At 44.3% G+C, this 16,235-nt stretch carries 14 protein-coding genes; 4 read left to right on the forward strand and 10 right to left on the reverse strand.

The genetic code is table 11. The annotated features are described in order from the left end of the window. Window positions 1-13 precede the first annotated feature (13 nt). Window positions 14-1,579: an ATP-binding protein gene (locus MHUN_RS10200; protein WP_011448937.1), complete on the forward strand. Its 1,566-nt coding sequence runs from the start codon at window positions 14-16 to the stop codon at window positions 1,577-1,579. Here the strand turns inward: MHUN_RS10200 and MHUN_RS10205 are convergent. Further along, entirely contained in the window at window positions 1,576-1,941 is a 366-nt protein-coding gene (locus MHUN_RS10205) for a response regulator transcription factor (RefSeq protein WP_011448938.1), read from the reverse strand. The genes MHUN_RS10200 and MHUN_RS10205 overlap by 4 nt on opposite strands. Before the next feature lie 102 nt (window positions 1,942-2,043). After that, on the reverse strand, window positions 2,044-2,670 hold the full coding sequence (locus MHUN_RS10210; RefSeq protein WP_011448939.1) for a hypothetical protein: 627 nt from the start codon (window positions 2,668-2,670) through the stop codon (window positions 2,044-2,046). 105 nt (window positions 2,671-2,775) lie between these two features. On the opposite strand from MHUN_RS10210, the gene MHUN_RS10215 reads away from it, so the two are divergent. Beyond that, on the forward strand, window positions 2,776-4,185 hold the full coding sequence (locus MHUN_RS10215; RefSeq protein ID WP_011448940.1) for an ABC-ATPase domain-containing protein: 1,410 nt from the start codon (window positions 2,776-2,778) through the stop codon (window positions 4,183-4,185). On the opposite strand, the gene MHUN_RS10220 is transcribed toward MHUN_RS10215, so the two are convergent. The 4 genes from MHUN_RS10220 to MHUN_RS10235 all read right to left on the reverse strand — a co-directional run bounded on the left by MHUN_RS10220 (window position 4,159) and on the right by MHUN_RS10235 (window position 8,446). Beyond that, window positions 4,159-4,875 carry a hypothetical protein gene (locus MHUN_RS10220; protein ID WP_143709461.1) on the reverse strand — a complete coding sequence of 239 codons (717 nt, stop codon included), beginning with the start codon at window positions 4,873-4,875 and terminating at the stop codon, window positions 4,159-4,161. The two genes, MHUN_RS10215 and MHUN_RS10220, sit on opposite strands and share 27 nt — an antisense overlap. Before the next feature lie 37 nt (window positions 4,876-4,912). Continuing rightward, entirely contained in the window at window positions 4,913-5,560 is a 648-nt protein-coding gene (locus MHUN_RS10225) for a hypothetical protein (protein ID WP_143709463.1), read from the reverse strand. Window positions 5,561-5,777: 217 nt separating this feature from the next. Next, complete coding sequence (locus MHUN_RS10230) at window positions 5,778-7,712, reverse strand: beta-propeller domain-containing protein (RefSeq protein ID WP_011448943.1); 1,935 nt, start codon at window positions 7,710-7,712, stop codon at window positions 5,778-5,780. Window positions 7,713-7,813: 101 nt separating this feature from the next. Beyond that, complete coding sequence (locus tag MHUN_RS10235) at window positions 7,814-8,446, reverse strand: 4Fe-4S binding protein (protein ID WP_048067988.1); 633 nt, start codon at window positions 8,444-8,446, stop codon at window positions 7,814-7,816. A gap of 104 nt (window positions 8,447-8,550) precedes the next feature. Here MHUN_RS10235 and MHUN_RS10240 point away from each other — a divergent pair, with 104 nt between their 5' ends. Next, the gene (locus tag MHUN_RS10240) at window positions 8,551-9,426 is read left to right on the forward strand and encodes a 4Fe-4S binding protein (RefSeq protein ID WP_011448945.1); all 876 of its coding nucleotides are present in this window, start codon (window positions 8,551-8,553) and stop codon (window positions 9,424-9,426) included. Here the strand turns inward: MHUN_RS10240 and MHUN_RS10245 are convergent, their stop codons facing one another. The 4 genes from MHUN_RS10245 to MHUN_RS10260 all read right to left on the reverse strand — a co-directional run bounded on the left by MHUN_RS10245 (window position 9,427) and on the right by MHUN_RS10260 (window position 15,109). After that, window positions 9,427-10,185 (reverse strand): SagB/ThcOx family dehydrogenase, encoded by a 759-nt coding sequence (locus tag MHUN_RS10245; protein WP_011448946.1) that lies wholly within the window; start codon window positions 10,183-10,185, stop codon window positions 9,427-9,429. It lies immediately after the preceding gene. Window positions 10,186-10,211: 26 nt separating this feature from the next. Then, a complete protein-coding gene (locus MHUN_RS10250) occupies window positions 10,212-12,068 on the reverse strand; it encodes a molybdenum cofactor synthesis domain-containing protein (protein WP_011448947.1) in 1,857 nt (618 codons plus the stop codon). Next, entirely contained in the window at window positions 12,065-13,408 is a 1,344-nt protein-coding gene (glp, locus tag MHUN_RS10255; RefSeq protein ID WP_011448948.1) for a molybdopterin molybdotransferase MoeA, read from the reverse strand. Before glp ends, MHUN_RS10250 begins: the two co-directional genes overlap by 4 nt. A gap of 360 nt (window positions 13,409-13,768) precedes the next feature. Beyond that, window positions 13,769-15,109 (reverse strand): molybdopterin molybdotransferase MoeA, encoded by a 1,341-nt coding sequence (locus MHUN_RS10260; protein WP_158498212.1) that lies wholly within the window; start codon window positions 15,107-15,109, stop codon window positions 13,769-13,771. 330 nt (window positions 15,110-15,439) lie between these two features. On the opposite strand from MHUN_RS10260, the gene modA reads away from it, so the two are divergent. Beyond that, the gene (gene modA, locus MHUN_RS10265) at window positions 15,440-16,234 is read left to right on the forward strand and encodes a molybdate ABC transporter substrate-binding protein (RefSeq protein ID WP_143709465.1); all 795 of its coding nucleotides are present in this window, start codon (window positions 15,440-15,442) and stop codon (window positions 16,232-16,234) included. The last annotated feature ends 1 nt before the right edge of the window (window position 16,235 follow it).

Below are 16,235 nucleotides of genomic sequence, written 5' to 3' on the forward strand. Positions count from 1 at the left end.
AGACAATAATTTTATGGTCCCTCTAAAACTTCCCATCGGTATTCAGTCCTTTTCAGAAATCAGAACCGGTGGGTATGCCTATGTAGACAAAACCCCCTATGTTGCCTCATTGGTGCAGGAAGGAAAATATTACTTTCTTTCCCGGCCTCGCCGGTTTGGTAAAAGCCTGTTTCTTGATACACTGGATTGTGCCTTATCAGGAAAAAAAGATCTTTTTAAAGGCTTGTTCCTCGATAGTCCGGAATCCAGCTGGGACTTCTCAGTAACGTGGCCGGTGATACGGATTAGCCTGGGTCAGCGGATCAATACCACTTCAGACGAACTTCATGAATACCTCACCCGGATAATCAGCCGGGAAGCAGAGCGGTTTGGATGTGCTATCAATCCTCATATTTCACCCGGATTTCAGCTTGAAGATCTCATTCGGGATGTGAATAAAAAGACAGGGCTTCAGGTGGTCCTGCTTGTTGATGAGTATGATAAACCAATTCTTGACAATATCAGCACTCCATCTCAATCCGCTGTAATGCGGGATGAACTGAAGAGTTTTTACGGGATGATCAAGGATATCGATCACCTGCTGAAGTTTGTTTTCCTAACCGGTGTCTCCAAATTTGCGAAAACAGGCATTTTTTCAGGCCTGAATAACCTCAACGATATTACTCTGGATTCACGGTACTCCGCGATATGCGGATATACTCATGAGGATTTGATGGAGGTTTTTTCTGATTATTCAAAAAACTTCCTGGAATCCGAGATCAGGGAATGGTATAATGGCTATTCATGGACCGGGCAGCAGGTTTATAATCCTTTTGATATTCTGCTTCTCTTTTCAAAGGGTATGTACCGGCCTTATTGGTTTGAGACAGGAACTCCGACATTCCTCCTGAAGCTCTGGCAGGAAAAACCACGATTTCCGGCAGAGTATGATGGTCTGGTAGCAGGAGAAGAATTACTGGGATCTTTTGATCCTGAAAATATCCGAACCGAAACCCTTCTTTTTCAGGCTGGGTACCTGACAATCCGGTCATTTGTATCAAGCGCTGAAGAAGGGACGTGGTACACTCTTGGTTTTCCTAACCGGGAGGTCAGGGAGTCATTTAACCGACAGATCCTTACCGTGCTCCAGGATGTTCAGAATCTTGTTCCTCTTCCTGATATCAGGAGTGTGCTCGAATCTGGTAACAGCCAGGATCTCCATGGTATTTTTCATACATTCTTATCCTCAATACCACATGATAATTATCGGAATAATCTGATTTCACGATTTGAAGGCTATTATGCGAGTGTTGTATATGCATATCTGGCAAGTCTGGGATATGAAATAATCCCGGAGGATACGACGAATAAAGGCAGGATTGATTTAACTGTCAAAACCAGATCATACATCTGGATCTTTGAATTTAAGGTAAAAGGAATTGACCATTCGGGTGACAAGGAACCCCTGAAACAGATAAAGGAACGGGGATATGCTGAAAAATATGCCGCTGAATCCCGCCCGGTTATTGAAGTAGGGATCGTTTTTCATCCCGGAACCAGAAATATTGAGTCATGGGAAGTAGGTAAACCGGATTTTTAAGTCGTTTTTCCGGTTACTTTCTCAATACTTTCCAGTAACTCCTGTTTCTTATAGGGTTTGACCACGTAGCCGGCGGCACCGACCCGGAGAGCCAGGGCAACGACCTGTTCAAGCCCGGCAGCAGAACACATGATGACCGGAATATTTGGGAAATCCCGTTTCAGTTCACGTAATATCTCAATTCCATTGAGTTTAGGCATGACCAGATCAAGCATGATAAGGTCAGTTGGATGACTTTTCAGGAAATCAAGGATGTGTATTCCATCAGGCTGGGTCAGGGTGTTATAGCCCGCTTCGGTCAGAATGACATTCATCTCTTCAATATCTGCCGGATTATCATCAACCATTAAAACAGTGGTCATACCATCAACTCATAGTGAACAGTAAATACTCTTTCCGATTTATCTCTCATTGATCTTCATAGGGTAAGAATATGTCTAAAAAATCTGAAGTGTTTGGGGAGGTTATTCTCCCGCTGTTGCAGCAACTATAACATCTGGATTCATCGTGACATACAGATCAACCGTCTCCCCAGCTCCCGGATATTCTGTGATATCTTCAGTCACCAGGATAAAGCCGGGCTTTGAAGCCACCATGGTTTTATATGGTGTTCCTGTTGTATACACCGGGATCTGGAGATATCCGTTCATGGTCATACCCTTATCTTCTCCGTCCATCTCGATGGTAACACCGTCTTCATTGGACCAGATAAGGTAATATCCGACATCTCCACCCAGCGGTTTTGGTGTCGGAGTCGGGCATGGAACGGGTTCGATATCCACGAAAATATCAATGGTCTGACCTTTTGCTGGAACACCTGGCAGGTTTCTGGTGACACTTGCATACGAACCGCATCCTTCATAGGTAACGGTATATGTTGAATAGGGCGTTCCTGTTGTATATATAGGGACAGAGAGCATGCCATTCTGGATATCTCCGACATATTCACTGTCAAGGTGCACTTTTGCTCCGTCTGCATGACAGTGGAATTCATACCATCCCCGGTCCCCTCCAATTTTGGCTGCGGTTCCCCCGGTTACAATTAATGCTCCGGTAATAAACAGACAAATTAATCCAATTCTGAAATTCATGTATAAAACCTCCATCAGGTGTAATGCACCATCAGGTAATATGAGAGATTCACGAGGGTATAAAAATTATCTGATTACCAGTGTTCATCAGTCTGGAGATGAAACATGTACCTGAAACCTGCGATGGAAACCTGGACTTCTCATCTCCCTGAAATCTTTCAATCCCTTGTATCACCAGATTATTTCATACCAGATACCTACCGGCTCGGGACGGACGCCTATCTGGTCCCTTCTCCTGACCGCCAGGATCTCCTCTTTTCATTCCCGGTGGTATTCAGAATGCCCATCATTGAAGAGATATCCCTTCCGCTCTCTGCATCAGCTGGGGCTGTACAAGTCATCATTGAGCACTGTAAACATTCTTCACAAAAAGACAGGACACTTGGCATCCTTTCTGGTGTCGGAACCGGGAATATGAGTCGGTACTCGGTGAACATCGAGCCCTGCACGGTTGCTTCATCTGTATCAGCACTTGCATCCCATCTCTGGAGACCGGATGATGAGAATGTTCTGTGTTCTCAGGGGATTCAGCTGAGTATTCGGGGTGCCCTCCCGTACCTGCCACTTTCTTCGAACAACATTGCTCATGTACAATCAGATATTGGTTCATATCTCGCTGCTCTTGCTGATTGTATAAACAAAGTTCCTGTAAGATCCATACAGCGGGGGTGGGAGACGGTTCTTGATCAGCAGCATCTTCGTTCAGAACTCACCCGGATGGGCCTGGTCTGTTTTATCGGTGATGGAACCCGCCCTGCAAGGCTATTTACTCGTCACCGGAGCTGGCACCGGGTAGCAGGGCCAAAAGACGGTGTTCATATCCCGTTTTATTGCCCGGCTGAACTTTCTCCGGTTGAAGTACTGCTTGCAGGATCAAACAAGACAGTTTCCGGTCTTGGAATAAAACGAGGTGAGATATTCGCAATAACCGGCTCGAATGCAGAGGGAAAATCCACCTTACTCAACGCCATTCAGGCAGGTGTGGATGATCATGCTGCTGGTGACGGGAGAGAAGTGCTGGTCACCGTTCCTGGCGGTCTTTCTCCGGATGCTACCGGTATTGAACTGAAAGGTGCAGATCTTCGTCCATTTTTCGGGAGTATTCCGCCGGGGATGTCGGGAACTCCCGATTCTGTATGGGGACAGGGAAGTGGCTCGGCATCTATGGCCGTTCGTATCGCTGATGGACTCAGACGTGAAGCACCTTACATTGTTATCGATGAGGATCGTGCTGCACAGAACCTGATGGTTCCCTGTTACATGAGCCATTCCAAAATCCGGTCGCTTGCGTTCCTGCTTGCAGAAGATAGAGCCGTATTTGGTGATACATCGTTTATTATTGCAGGATCAGGCATGGAACTCTTAATAGCTCAGGCAGACCGGATACTCAGACTTTGTCAGCACCAGCCATATGCTCTCTCTATTCTGAAATATCGGGAAGGACTTTATGAGCATTATAAAAAAATGGCAGGAATGGTTCCGAAAAAATCAGGTGAAGGTGATGTTAGCAAATAATTCTGCCTCCTGACCAACATAAGGAGAAGGTATCAATTTTTTCATCATGGTCGTTGCAGCATTCAGGGGTTCCTGAACCTCGGTTGAGTTGACATCTCCTGAAGTTTCTTTGGCAATCTCAGCACTGCAGAAATCCTGATATGCCTGGCATATTAATGCAGTATCCCGCAGTCTGAAGAGCATCTTATTCACAGAAACCAAAGAGGGAATGGATGCATCCGGAAGAAGTTCAGACATCGTATTTACATCGAATGATGAAAACAATGATTGTGTATTGTTTAACCCTTCATAGGCGTTATCATACATCTCTTTTGCAGCCTTGAATTCCTGAAGTCCGGTTTCATACCGGTTAGTTTCATTGCTTAAGATAGCGTCATATCCCTTCAATTTGTGATCTCCACCTTGGATCATGAAATCATATGCAACGAGCAGGGTATCCCATAATTGAATATAATCAGTCAGTAATCCGGCTGTATCACTAGTTATCTCTCCTGAACCCGAATAATCCGAAATTTGTCCAGTAATATTGGTAAATTCTTCCCTGACGGTCTGGATGAGCTCCCGTGATTGTTCAGATTCGTCAGTAAAGCTAATCAGGTCCGCTTTTGTCAGGGCATCCACAACAGCAGTCTGAATATCATTTGGGATCTGATTATCCGTAGCAGAAACAACCCCTACAATGAATGCCATAATGAGGCCTAATTGTAAATAAAGTGAAATATTCATCTTAATACCTCCCAAATGGATTATTATAGTTGCCGCAACATCTTGCCTTCCACATTCCGGCATCTTCGTGATGAATAACATAGTTTGGCTGGCAATATATCTGATACCCGGTACAGTCACAGATTCCCAGAACACAATCAAATCCTGAAGGTTGTGGTACTGGGGAAGTAGTTGGGGTTTTTACAGGGGGTTTTTTGGGCTTTACCGGATAATTTTTAAATAATTGTCCAAATGCATCTATAACATCAGTATATCCTCCCGGGACTGATCCCAAACCCTGGGTAATGTCCAAAATTGGTGGTATCGAGATACCCGATTTTGAAACTGGGAAAATTGAAGGCTCCGGTCCATATACAGCAGTATTGTATGGATCATATCCTCCTGTTCCTATGCCAAAGGGGTCATACCCAATATCAATAGGGCCACTACCGATATCCATAGGGCCAGATCCGATATCATAGGGATCAAACCAGTCATCATCATATCCCCCTTCGGTATTGAATGCCCAACTCCCTTCAAATTCTTCATCTGTTTCTGTTGCCAGTACCGGCCCTGTTGCCATCTGAATCATGTGGATTATTGCGGTATCTCCGGCTTTCACAGAACTGGCGGTTTGATCTGCACTTATAGATTCATTATCATCAGTCAACCCTGACGAGGACATTCCAGTCAATAATAATAGAATGATCACCGTAATACCCAACATACTGCCTATCCCTTTCATACACGATCATGTGTTTGTTCGCATAAAAAAAGTATTGATATGTTTAACAATACAAATCTCGCATAATTCGCTGAAAATTTGGATACTCGCGAAAAATTAAAAACTTTCAATATGTCACAAAAAATAAAAGTATTAGAGGTCACTAATAATATCTGAACGGTCGATCATCATGTTTGATTCCGATGTCCATGAGGCGCTTTGTCAGGTCCTTCAGATCCGACCCGACGATACGGTCACGGGATATCGTATACAGGACATCATCCATAAAGAGTGACCGGAGCACCGTTGACCCATACCACCATTCATCATCTGACGAACCGGTTCCCTGTTTAACCCGCCCTTTTTCAGTAAATCCGGTATCCGGGTTAATACCAAATACATATGTCCCCTGCCAGGTCTCCTCGGTATGGGATCCTTCATACGTGCTACCCTGGACCGGTATGTGAACAACCTCCCTGATCGGAATTGCCATGATATTCTTCTCCTTATCAAGCAGGAACGCCCGGTGGTCTGAAAGGACGGCAGAGTCAGATCCCTTCTCTCCGATGACAATACTCTCAACAAGTCGTGGATTATTCACATTACTCACATCAAAGAGGGCTATCTTCACCCCGGTCGGGACAATTCCGCCCCATTCATTCTCCATGGTGTCTTTTCCGATGCCAATCAGGTGAGTCTCGTCATAGGGATGGAGATAATCTGAATATCCGGGGATTTTCAGTTCTCCAAGGAGGCCGGGCTGATAGGGATTGGAGAGATCAATCACGAAGAGTGGATCGGTCTGCTTGAACGTAACCAGATAGAGCAGGTCTCCCATAAACCGTGCAGAGTAGATCCTTTCATCAGGAGCTAGATGTTCGAGCCGACCGATGATCTTCAGCGAAGGGTCAAAGACATAGACATTACTATACTGTCTGGCATCAGATGCAAAGTCAGATACAGTTGTTGCAACCCGGAGATTTCCACGGTTTTCATCCAGGGAGAACTGATTTAAGAGGTATCCAGGTACAGTTCCCGTTGCTTTGTATGCGATGTCACCATCTTTAATCGCAAACCGGTGAATGACCGACTCCTGCTCTGGTTCTTTTGATTCTGCTGATTTTTCATCAGTTAGGTACCACCCGTACCAGGGTCGCTGTTTTTCATAGGCAACATACACATTCTGCGGCGATACATAGAGTGTATTTGAATATCCCAGAAGGAATGACTCAGCCTTGGGCTGCCCTGACCCGGTCACCGGAAATGAGGTCAACGTATGCATCTGGTACTCATTCATCAGAGATGGGGGACACCAGATCGATGATATCTCAATTGGTTCTGTACCGTCATAGATGATGGGCATCCGGGGATTATGGTAATCAGGAGTCTCTTTGGTCAGAACATAGACATAATCGCCGATCATCCGGGCATTATAATATGTTCCAGGGGCAGAGATTGTCCTGACTTCCTTCGGGCTCTTCCGGTCGGAGATGTCATATATCACGGCCTGTGTCTTTCTCGAATAATCAGGGATTGGAACCGCCGATCCCTTCGGGGTGTACCAATGCTCGTCATTCGTGTCAGTAAAGACGACAAGACGGTCCCCTGCAAGGAAAAGCTCTGATACTGACCCTTTTACCGGCAGTTCAGTCACGATCTTCCCCTGCTGCGGGGGGAAGGCATCGACGATGGTAAGGGTATCTCCACTCTTGATGTAGATATATTTTCCATCATTTTTTACAAAATCCGCTTCATCAACTCCGGCAACCTGAATGTTGGTCGTGGAAAAGTCACTTGCTCCTTTGTCTGAACCTGCAGAGGTCGTGGCAGGTGCTCCCATCTCCTTTGCAGCCATGGGAGCAGGTGCCAATACCATCTCTGGGACTGCCATGGCCATATCATAATACATCCCGTTTGAATAGCCATACCGGTATTCAGAGGTGACATTCTTCATATACTCTTTTAAATCCTCATCGGTGGTTATCTCCAGCATTCCAGGTGCAGATGCATCGGTGCCGGATACCTGGAAAAGCCCTGCACATACCGCTATCAGGATCACGGCAAGAAACAGGGATCGCATTGGTGCCTGTGGTATCATAATGATGTAATATACCTGATGAGGGTAATTAGTTGTCGAAGGCTTGGAAAATTTTCAAAGTAATCTTCTAATCGGAAAAGTGCTTTTCTGATTTTAAATCATTATTCTGGTTCATCCAGTTCATCTTCGTAGATGTATCCCTGGTTCATCTCCAAAATCCTGCTGACCTGAATCGATCTGGTGGGACATTGTTCTTCACATGTTGAGCATCCGGTGCATTTTTCCTCATGGAACACGTGTGCTATCCCGTTCTCTACGGCAAGAATTACTTCATCTGTGGTTACCGTTCCCTTCGATGTGAGAACCGGGTCTGTCTGCCGGTTAATCGGACATGCAACTGCACAACTACCACATCCAATACATGTGACCGGATTAATCCGGATATGAATAGAATAATTCATCCAGGTCTCTGATCTGGTTGCTTTTTGGAATATTCTTCCTGATTCCAGTACTACTTCCGGGCAGATTTCAACACATAGTCCACATCTGATACAATGACCTGGATAAATATGGGGGTTCCATACCGCAGGCCTTCCTGTTTTTTTCACTTCCAGGGCACCAGGAGCCGGACAGATCATCTGACAGAGATAACAATGGGTACATGCCCTCCCGGTAATTTCCGGGACACCCCGTGCATGAAGAGGAGTTTCCAGAGGCTCCGTGCGTGGATGAAGAAAATTAATAATCCATTTCTTTCGAAAAAAGAATTCCAGGTAGTTCTGAATGAATCGCACAGGTACTCCCTGATGTACATGTATGCATTCACCATAATGAAAGGGTTCGTATTTCATTATGACCATACCCGGATGTATTAATTCATTCAGGTTGACATATATGTATGCGAAAAATTCCCCTCTATGAGAAAGGCGGCATTATCAATGAACTCGGAGGAGATTACTGTACTGTCAGACTCCGAATCCCTGCTGGTCTGATAACGGTCGACCAGATGGAGGGTGTTGTAAAGATTGCCAGGAAATTCAATACCCAGGTGCATCTGACCACCAGACAGACGATCGAACTGGTCCATGTTCTCCCCGCTTCCCTTGGCCTCCTTGCTACAGATCTTGAAGCAAACGGGACTCCTGTCGGGGCTGAAAAAGCGGAGATAGTCAATATTACTGCCTGTCCTGGGACAGACAGGTGCCGGTTTGCCATGATCGACTCAATATCTCTTGCCAAAACTCTTGATGAGAAATTTTTCGGAAAGGAGATGCCGGTAAAGTTTCGAATAGCCGTCTCTTCCTGTCCGAATTCCTGTGTGAGTGAGCGCCTGAATGAGATTGGAATCACCGGAGTCGTCAGGCCATACCGGGTTCCGGGAACCTGTACCGGGTGTGGAACATGCGTTCAGTACTGTAAAGAGAAGGCAATTTCCATTAAAAACGGACAGATACAGATGAACGACGACCTTTGTGTTCACTGTGGGATGTGTATCCAGTCATGCCCGTTCCATATCATCAAGGCTGAACCGGCTGCATATCATATCACCATTGGTGGCAGGCGTGGCCGGCATCCCCGTGTCGGGTATCATATTGTTACGGTTAAAAATCCGGAAACGGTAGTCAACGTCATTGAACGTGTGGTAAAGTGGGTCTATCGAAAAGCCTGGAGTGATTCCCTTCTTCCGGATCAATTAGAGATTCTAGACTTTGAATCTTTTAAAAAAGAGCTGGTTGGAGAACTTAATGAAGATGAGGTAATCACCGGGTACTGACTAAATACCCTGATTTTTCGTCATCTCCTTCGCATGGGGTATTTTTCCGACTGCTGCCATATATACTGCAAACTTTTTTTCTCCATCAATACCGATTAGGTGGTTTATTTCATCATCATTGAATGCACCTATAGCACAGACACCACACCCGACAACCTGAGAAGATAAATAGAGGTTCTGACATATATGGCCTCCTTCAAGGAAAATATCACGGAATCCTCGTTCACCATATCGCCAGGTCATTCGGTATGAATTGGCAACCCAGATAAAACAAACTGAGGCTTTTTGAATGCAGTCCTGGTTTAACCCTCCCTTATAGACAATCTCTGGTATCTGCTGCTCTTCAGATATAGCCCCAAGACTATGTTCCAGGGCCAAAAACCGGTACAGGCCTGATTTAAGGCCATGTACATCTCTTGCATACAGGTAGGTATCAATTGCATGACGTGCCCCGGCTGATGGAACGGTTCTGAAGGTACAATCTTCCATTATCCATTTTACGCCCTGTGTACACCAGAGCAGGTACGATAGGTCTTCGATAGAAAGAGGGGTGTCCTGATATGTTCGAATACTCTCTCTGGCTTCTATCGCAACAGATAGATCAAGATTTACCAGAAGTCCCGCATCCGGATCTGGAAGAGCGATCACCGTACCCTCAAAATCATCTTCTAATGGAGGAGATGGAATCCCTCTCATCTGATCAGTCGTAATTGGGCAGGTATATCGTGTTTTTCGTATGAAATCTACTCCAATTCCCATTAAAATCCTCTTCTTTTATGATATCTTCAGTGCTCTTTCAGACAACATATTTGCCCGCTTCTTTTCAGATTATATCCCTGTAAATGCCCACTTTCACTTCTCCATTCTTCAGATGATAGTATCTCCTGTAACGCGTTAATTTGTTCTGATTGTGCATCATCCTGCTTAACGATAAGATCAATCCGTTCACTTCCAATTACTGGTCCAAAAAGATCATATTCAGATGCCAGCGATGCTGAGCAGGGCCCGAAATCAATCTTTTCCTGTATTATCTGTTGCACTATCTCAAGTTCGGTTTTACATTCAGGTTCAATCCTTTCAATGAGCAACGGATTTATCTGATGATTGAGAATAAACTGTTCCTGAATTTCATAAAGAAATGAATGATCCGGGATTTTTGGAAAGGCAAATTCTTTTAATGAGTCATAATTTGGAAATACAGAAGCAGCCAGAATATATTCACGGTCAGCAACAGTAATTGTACATAATTTTTGATGAGTGTTGGTATATCCATGTTCCAATACATTCAGTCCGTTATTTCTGGGGCGGATAATTATGCCACCATGAACCGTATTCTTTTGCATGGAAAGAAGGGTGGATTCCAATGATGCCTCACGAACATAGATTCTCTTATTGAGCTTTCTGAGGTACTGGTCAAGAACGTCAAGGATAGGATCATACATCCCGTAGAATAGATAGATATTGTCAGGTGGAGGAGAACATCTTGTCATATGAACCAGGCTTTTTTTTCCCTTTCCTATTCCCTCACTATTTCGGGCAATATGCAGGACTGCATTAGATTTCACTGCTGAGATCTGGCCACCTTCGCGAGGAACCATCATTGCTTTATACTCATCACCTACCTTTCCTACGACCATCAGAACAAAATCATCGGTACCCAGCTCACTCGGTACAGAATCTGCCAGAGTAACCGGTATGGAATGGTGGATTGGTACAGGATATCCGATATCTGAAAGCCAGGGGATAATCAGTCCGCGGAGGACTGCAAGAGCTCCTGCTGGAGTTCCGGGGACTCCAAAGACAGGAATATCCTGAACAATCGCTGCGAGTGTGGTTTTTCCAGGCCGCATGGCAACTCCATGATACAGAATTGTTCCTATCGCGGTCAACACATCTTTCGTATGATCACGACATCCTGTTGAAGACCCACCTGATATGATAACAAAGGAACATTCCCCGACGGCTTCTTCCACTGTATCCCGTATTTTTTTTGGATCATCGGGTATTATGGGATAGATAAATGTTTCTATACCAATAGTTACAAGAGAGGCTGCTAACATCTCACAATTGCTTGCAATCACCTCACCAGGGCCTGGTGCTGTACAGGGTTCTTTTAATTCATCTCCCGTTGGGATTAGTCCCACAACAATTTTTTTAACCTGCACCGATGTAATCCCATATCCAATCATCGCTCCAATATCCTCAGGAGAAATCACGTGATCTGCAGGAATAATCATTTCTCCGGTCTTGATTTCACTTCCTGCTTTTTGAATATTCTGCCCTGGTCGTGCTGGTTTTAGTATGGTTATGTTGCCATTGACATCCTCTCTGATATCCTCATGCATAACTACGGCATCAAATCCTTCCGGTATCGGTGACCCGGTATGAACCTGATCAAATACACTCAGTTGTACCGGGTCAGAATCCGATGCATTGAATGTATCAGAGGCATTAATTACATACCCATCCCTTTTGGATACTGCACTATTCGGGACTGTAAGCCTGGAGTATACTGGTTCATGGCAGATATGGCCATGACTTTTTGTAACCTGAATCGTTCTGATCAGGTATCTAGGTTTCGCAGACGTCTTCAGAATTCTTTGTGCAGCAAGGTACGGGATGAGCGTTAAAAAACGGCTCACCAGAGCCTCACCTCTACCTCTTCACCCTTTACAAGGCCTTCCTTTCCTGTCGGAATATGGATAATTCCATCACTATGGAGGAGAGTATTTAACAGTCCTGATTTTCCAAGAACCGGTGTAGCTTCATCGTTTTCAATACGTACCCGGATATACTGCTCACGGCCTCCTTCTGACTTGAGGTCCGTCGCCATTTTTATAGTCTTTTTGTAAATATGCTGACAAGGTGCTCCTTTCATGGCCTGGATCAGATGAACGGCAACCAAAGTCATTACCATGAATGTCGATACCGGATGACCTGGAAGACCGATTACCGGGACATCTCCGCATTGTCCGATAATGGTAGGCTTTCCAGGAGCAATGGAAATTCCATGCACAAATACTTTACCAAGTGATGCAATCGCCCTGAAGGTGATATCATTCCGATCTTTGGAGCTGCCTCCGCTCACGATGACTGCATCGCATTCAGAGGAAGCGGTTTCAATCGTACTTTTTAATTCATCAAGATTATCTCTGATGATTCCGTACCTGACCGGGATTGCTCCCTGTTTTCGTAGGAAAACAGATATCAGGTGCGAATTCACCTCACGAACTTCACCTGTCCGTGGTATCGCCTCTGCAGGAACCAGTTCGACCCCGGTTGATATAATGGCGATTCGGGGATTTTTTCGGACGGAAATCCGCGTTTTCCCAATTGCAGCGAGAACTCCGATATCCTGTGGCCTGAGTGTCGAAGCGACCGGGTAAATAACGGTTCCTGCATGAAAATCTTCATCTTTTGCAATTACGTTCTCCCGGACAACAACCGGTTGGCGAATGAGGACCCTATCACCAACCTGCTCTGCATATTCAATCATAACGACTGCATCAGCACCATCCGGCATCTGACCACCAGTGGGAATATACATACATTCCCCTGACTGAATCTGCCCCTTCTTTGACTTTCCCATAGCAATTGAACCACAAAGAGAAAGGATGACCGGAGAATTTTCTGTCGCTGGATATGTGTCCTGTGCAATCACAGCATATCCATCTTTCCAGGATCTGTCAAATCCCGGAATATTCTCCTGTGTGATGATTGATTCGGCTAAAACCCGACCTTCAGCTTCATCAATCATAATCGTCTCCGTTCCGGTCTGTTTTGCAATGCTTCTTACAGTTCTGACTGCTTCGTCAATTGTAACAACATCAAAAAAAGGTTCTGCCTTTTCTGAAAGAAAGGTTCTCGATTTATTCCCTTTCCCAAGTCCTGAGCCAGTATCATGTCCATGTACCGTATCTGACAATACGGTATCCGGTCCATGGGGGTGACTGGAGGTGATCTTCCCGAGTGTACTGTTCATCAATAATAACTTATTCTTCCTGATAATTAACTATTTCAATTCGAAATAAAACTAGAAAATCTCCTTTAAGGAGGCATAATTATATTGAAATGGTCATCAGGAACCGGTTCGGAGCTTTCTCACGATCGGTATTACTGGATCTCAAGGTAACCTGATGACCGCACCGAGTTTTGCTGACAAGAGTCAGCACCACATATATGATAGAAAGAGTATTTAAAAATACTTATTTTCATTTACGATATCTGTGATTTAATTAACTTATTTAATTTTAAAGAAAAAATGGCGAATTTAATTAGCTTGATACCGTTTTTGGATACTTCAAATAACAAATTTTTTAAAATCACCATAAATTGCATTTTTTTAATATAATTTTGCATCGTACTGATCATGTGGATGTATATGAAAAGGTGATCGAATCATGGTAAGATCCATGACTTCCACCTGTTCACCCTTTTTAACTCCTCTGCTTCCCTGAGGGATGTGGACAATTCCGTCGCAATGGGTAAGTAGACTGACAAGACCTGCTTTCCGGCTTAATGAAAAGACATAGCCATTGTCAATCCGTACTGGGATGTGATACTCACGATCGGGATGAGCTTTCATGTCATCTCCTGCGATTGCGTGTTCTTTTAAAAGGCCTTGTGTCACAGAACCTTTCATTGCCTGGATGAGATTTGAAACCACAAGCAATAACAACAAATACACTGATGCCGGGTGACCCGGCAGACCAATAATCGGTTTACCTCGAATTGCTCCAATTACCATCTTTTTCCTCGGAGAAATGGACATACCTGACAAGAGGATAGATCCATAATGTGAGATTACTTCAGCCGTACGATCACGCTCATCATGGGCGCTTCCCCCGCTGATAATGATTGCATCACATTCTGAAACAGCCGTGCAAAGCATGTTAGATAGATCAGCCATCCCCTCCCAGGCAATACCATACCGTTTGGGCAGAGCTCCGAGTTTTCTGCACAATGCTGAAATAAGGTATGAATTGGTCTCTCTGACTTCCCCTCTCTTAGGCCTCCCATCTGCAGGGACAAGTTCTGGCCCGGTTGAAAGGATTCCAATAACCGGCATGGCCCTGACCTGTACAGTACAGATTCCAAATCCTGCAAGAACTCCGATATCCTGGGGACGTAGTATCTTTCCTTCAGGGAAGATAATTTCTCCTGCTTTCGCATCTTCATCCTTTCTGATGACATTATCTCCCGGAACCACCGGGCAGTAAATCTCCACGTATGTTTCTTTAAAACAAGCATACTCCAACATTACAACAGCATCTGAACCATTTGGTAATGCTCCCCCGGTTGTAATGCCCATACAGGACCCTTTCGTGAGGATATGAGAAGGTGAATAGCCGTTCTTTATCGATCCTGAAAAGGTTAACCGGATCGGGTTTTCTGGTGTGGCATCTTTAGTATCTTCAGCCCGGACTGCAAAGCCGTCTTTTGTTGAGCGATCAAAACCCGGAATATCATATCTGCAAAAAACCGGAGCTCCCAGGGTATAGCCATCGGCTTCATCAATATATCTGGTTTCGATTTGCGTATCCGGAGCAATTTGTCGTATCAGGTTGACAGCATCCTCAATTGAAGCTGAACATATTGGTACAGTGTCAAAAGAACTGTTCTGCGTAGTATTTTGAGTCTGATTAAAAGTACCTGATAAATAAATGTGTTTTTTATTCTGCATGAATTCCATACATACCCGAGTTTTATACATGTTCATTTCACAATACGATAAATACTCCATGATAGTTGTGACCGGATTTGGGAATATAATGATCCATGTAGCCTTTTGAAAAAATCATTTTCCATGGAGATAATTTTAAACCAAGGTCCTTGAATGAGGATCAAATTTCCTAGTGATTTTCAGGATCATTTTCGGATACTCTGTATTACTATACTTCTCTCGCCCTTTGAATGTAATTTACTAAGTAGGTTTTCGCATGAAATGAATTTAATGTCACTAACTTTAATCAAAAAGAAATCATTATATGTTATCAGTTGGCTAGTAGTACAGATGAAGTATCGATCATGTCTCTTAACAGGACTTGTACTCTTCTTCCTATTTGCGTTCATGTCTGCTCCGGTGTATGGAGCTTTAGAGTCTGATACACTCTTTGTGTATGCGGGAGCTGGACTGAAAGAGCCGATGACAGAAATCGGAACCTTCTTTGAAGAAAAAACAGGTATTAAGGTAGAATATAATTTCGCCGGATCCGGGACTCTTATTACTCAGATGGAACTGACCAAAAAGGGCGATGTTTTTATTCCTGGTGGCACTCCTGATTATGCAATCGCAGAGAATAAGAGTCTGGTAATTGATCCGGTGTATGTTGCCTATCATGTTCCGGTGATCGGTATTCAACCAGGAAATCCACACGGAATTAAGTCTATTTATGACTTTACCAAAGATGGACTCAAGCTCGCACTTGGTGATGTGAATACAACAGCTATAGGAAGACAGGGTCAGAAACTTTTTGAAAAACTGGGTATTGCTGAGGATGTTGAGAAAAATGTCGTCCTTCGTGCACCCACGATAAATGAAGTGGTAACTGCGTTAAAACTGAAGCAGGTTGATGCAAGTCTCATTACCATTGACCAGATAAAAGGAGATGAGATAGAATCCGTTCAATTACCTGATGACGAAAGCCTTGCACTTGTTGTACCCATCGGCCGGACCACCTTTACTACACAGAAAGAGCATGCACAGGAATTTGTAGACTTTGTTTCATCAGATGAAGGAAAGGCAGTATTTAAAAAGCATGGTTTCCCTGTTTATCCGGACCCAGCCTATGCTGATCTGAAGGTATGAG

Source organism: Methanospirillum hungatei JF-1, assembly GCF_000013445.1.
Classification (GTDB): domain Archaea; phylum Halobacteriota; class Methanomicrobia; order Methanomicrobiales; family Methanospirillaceae; genus Methanospirillum; species Methanospirillum hungatei.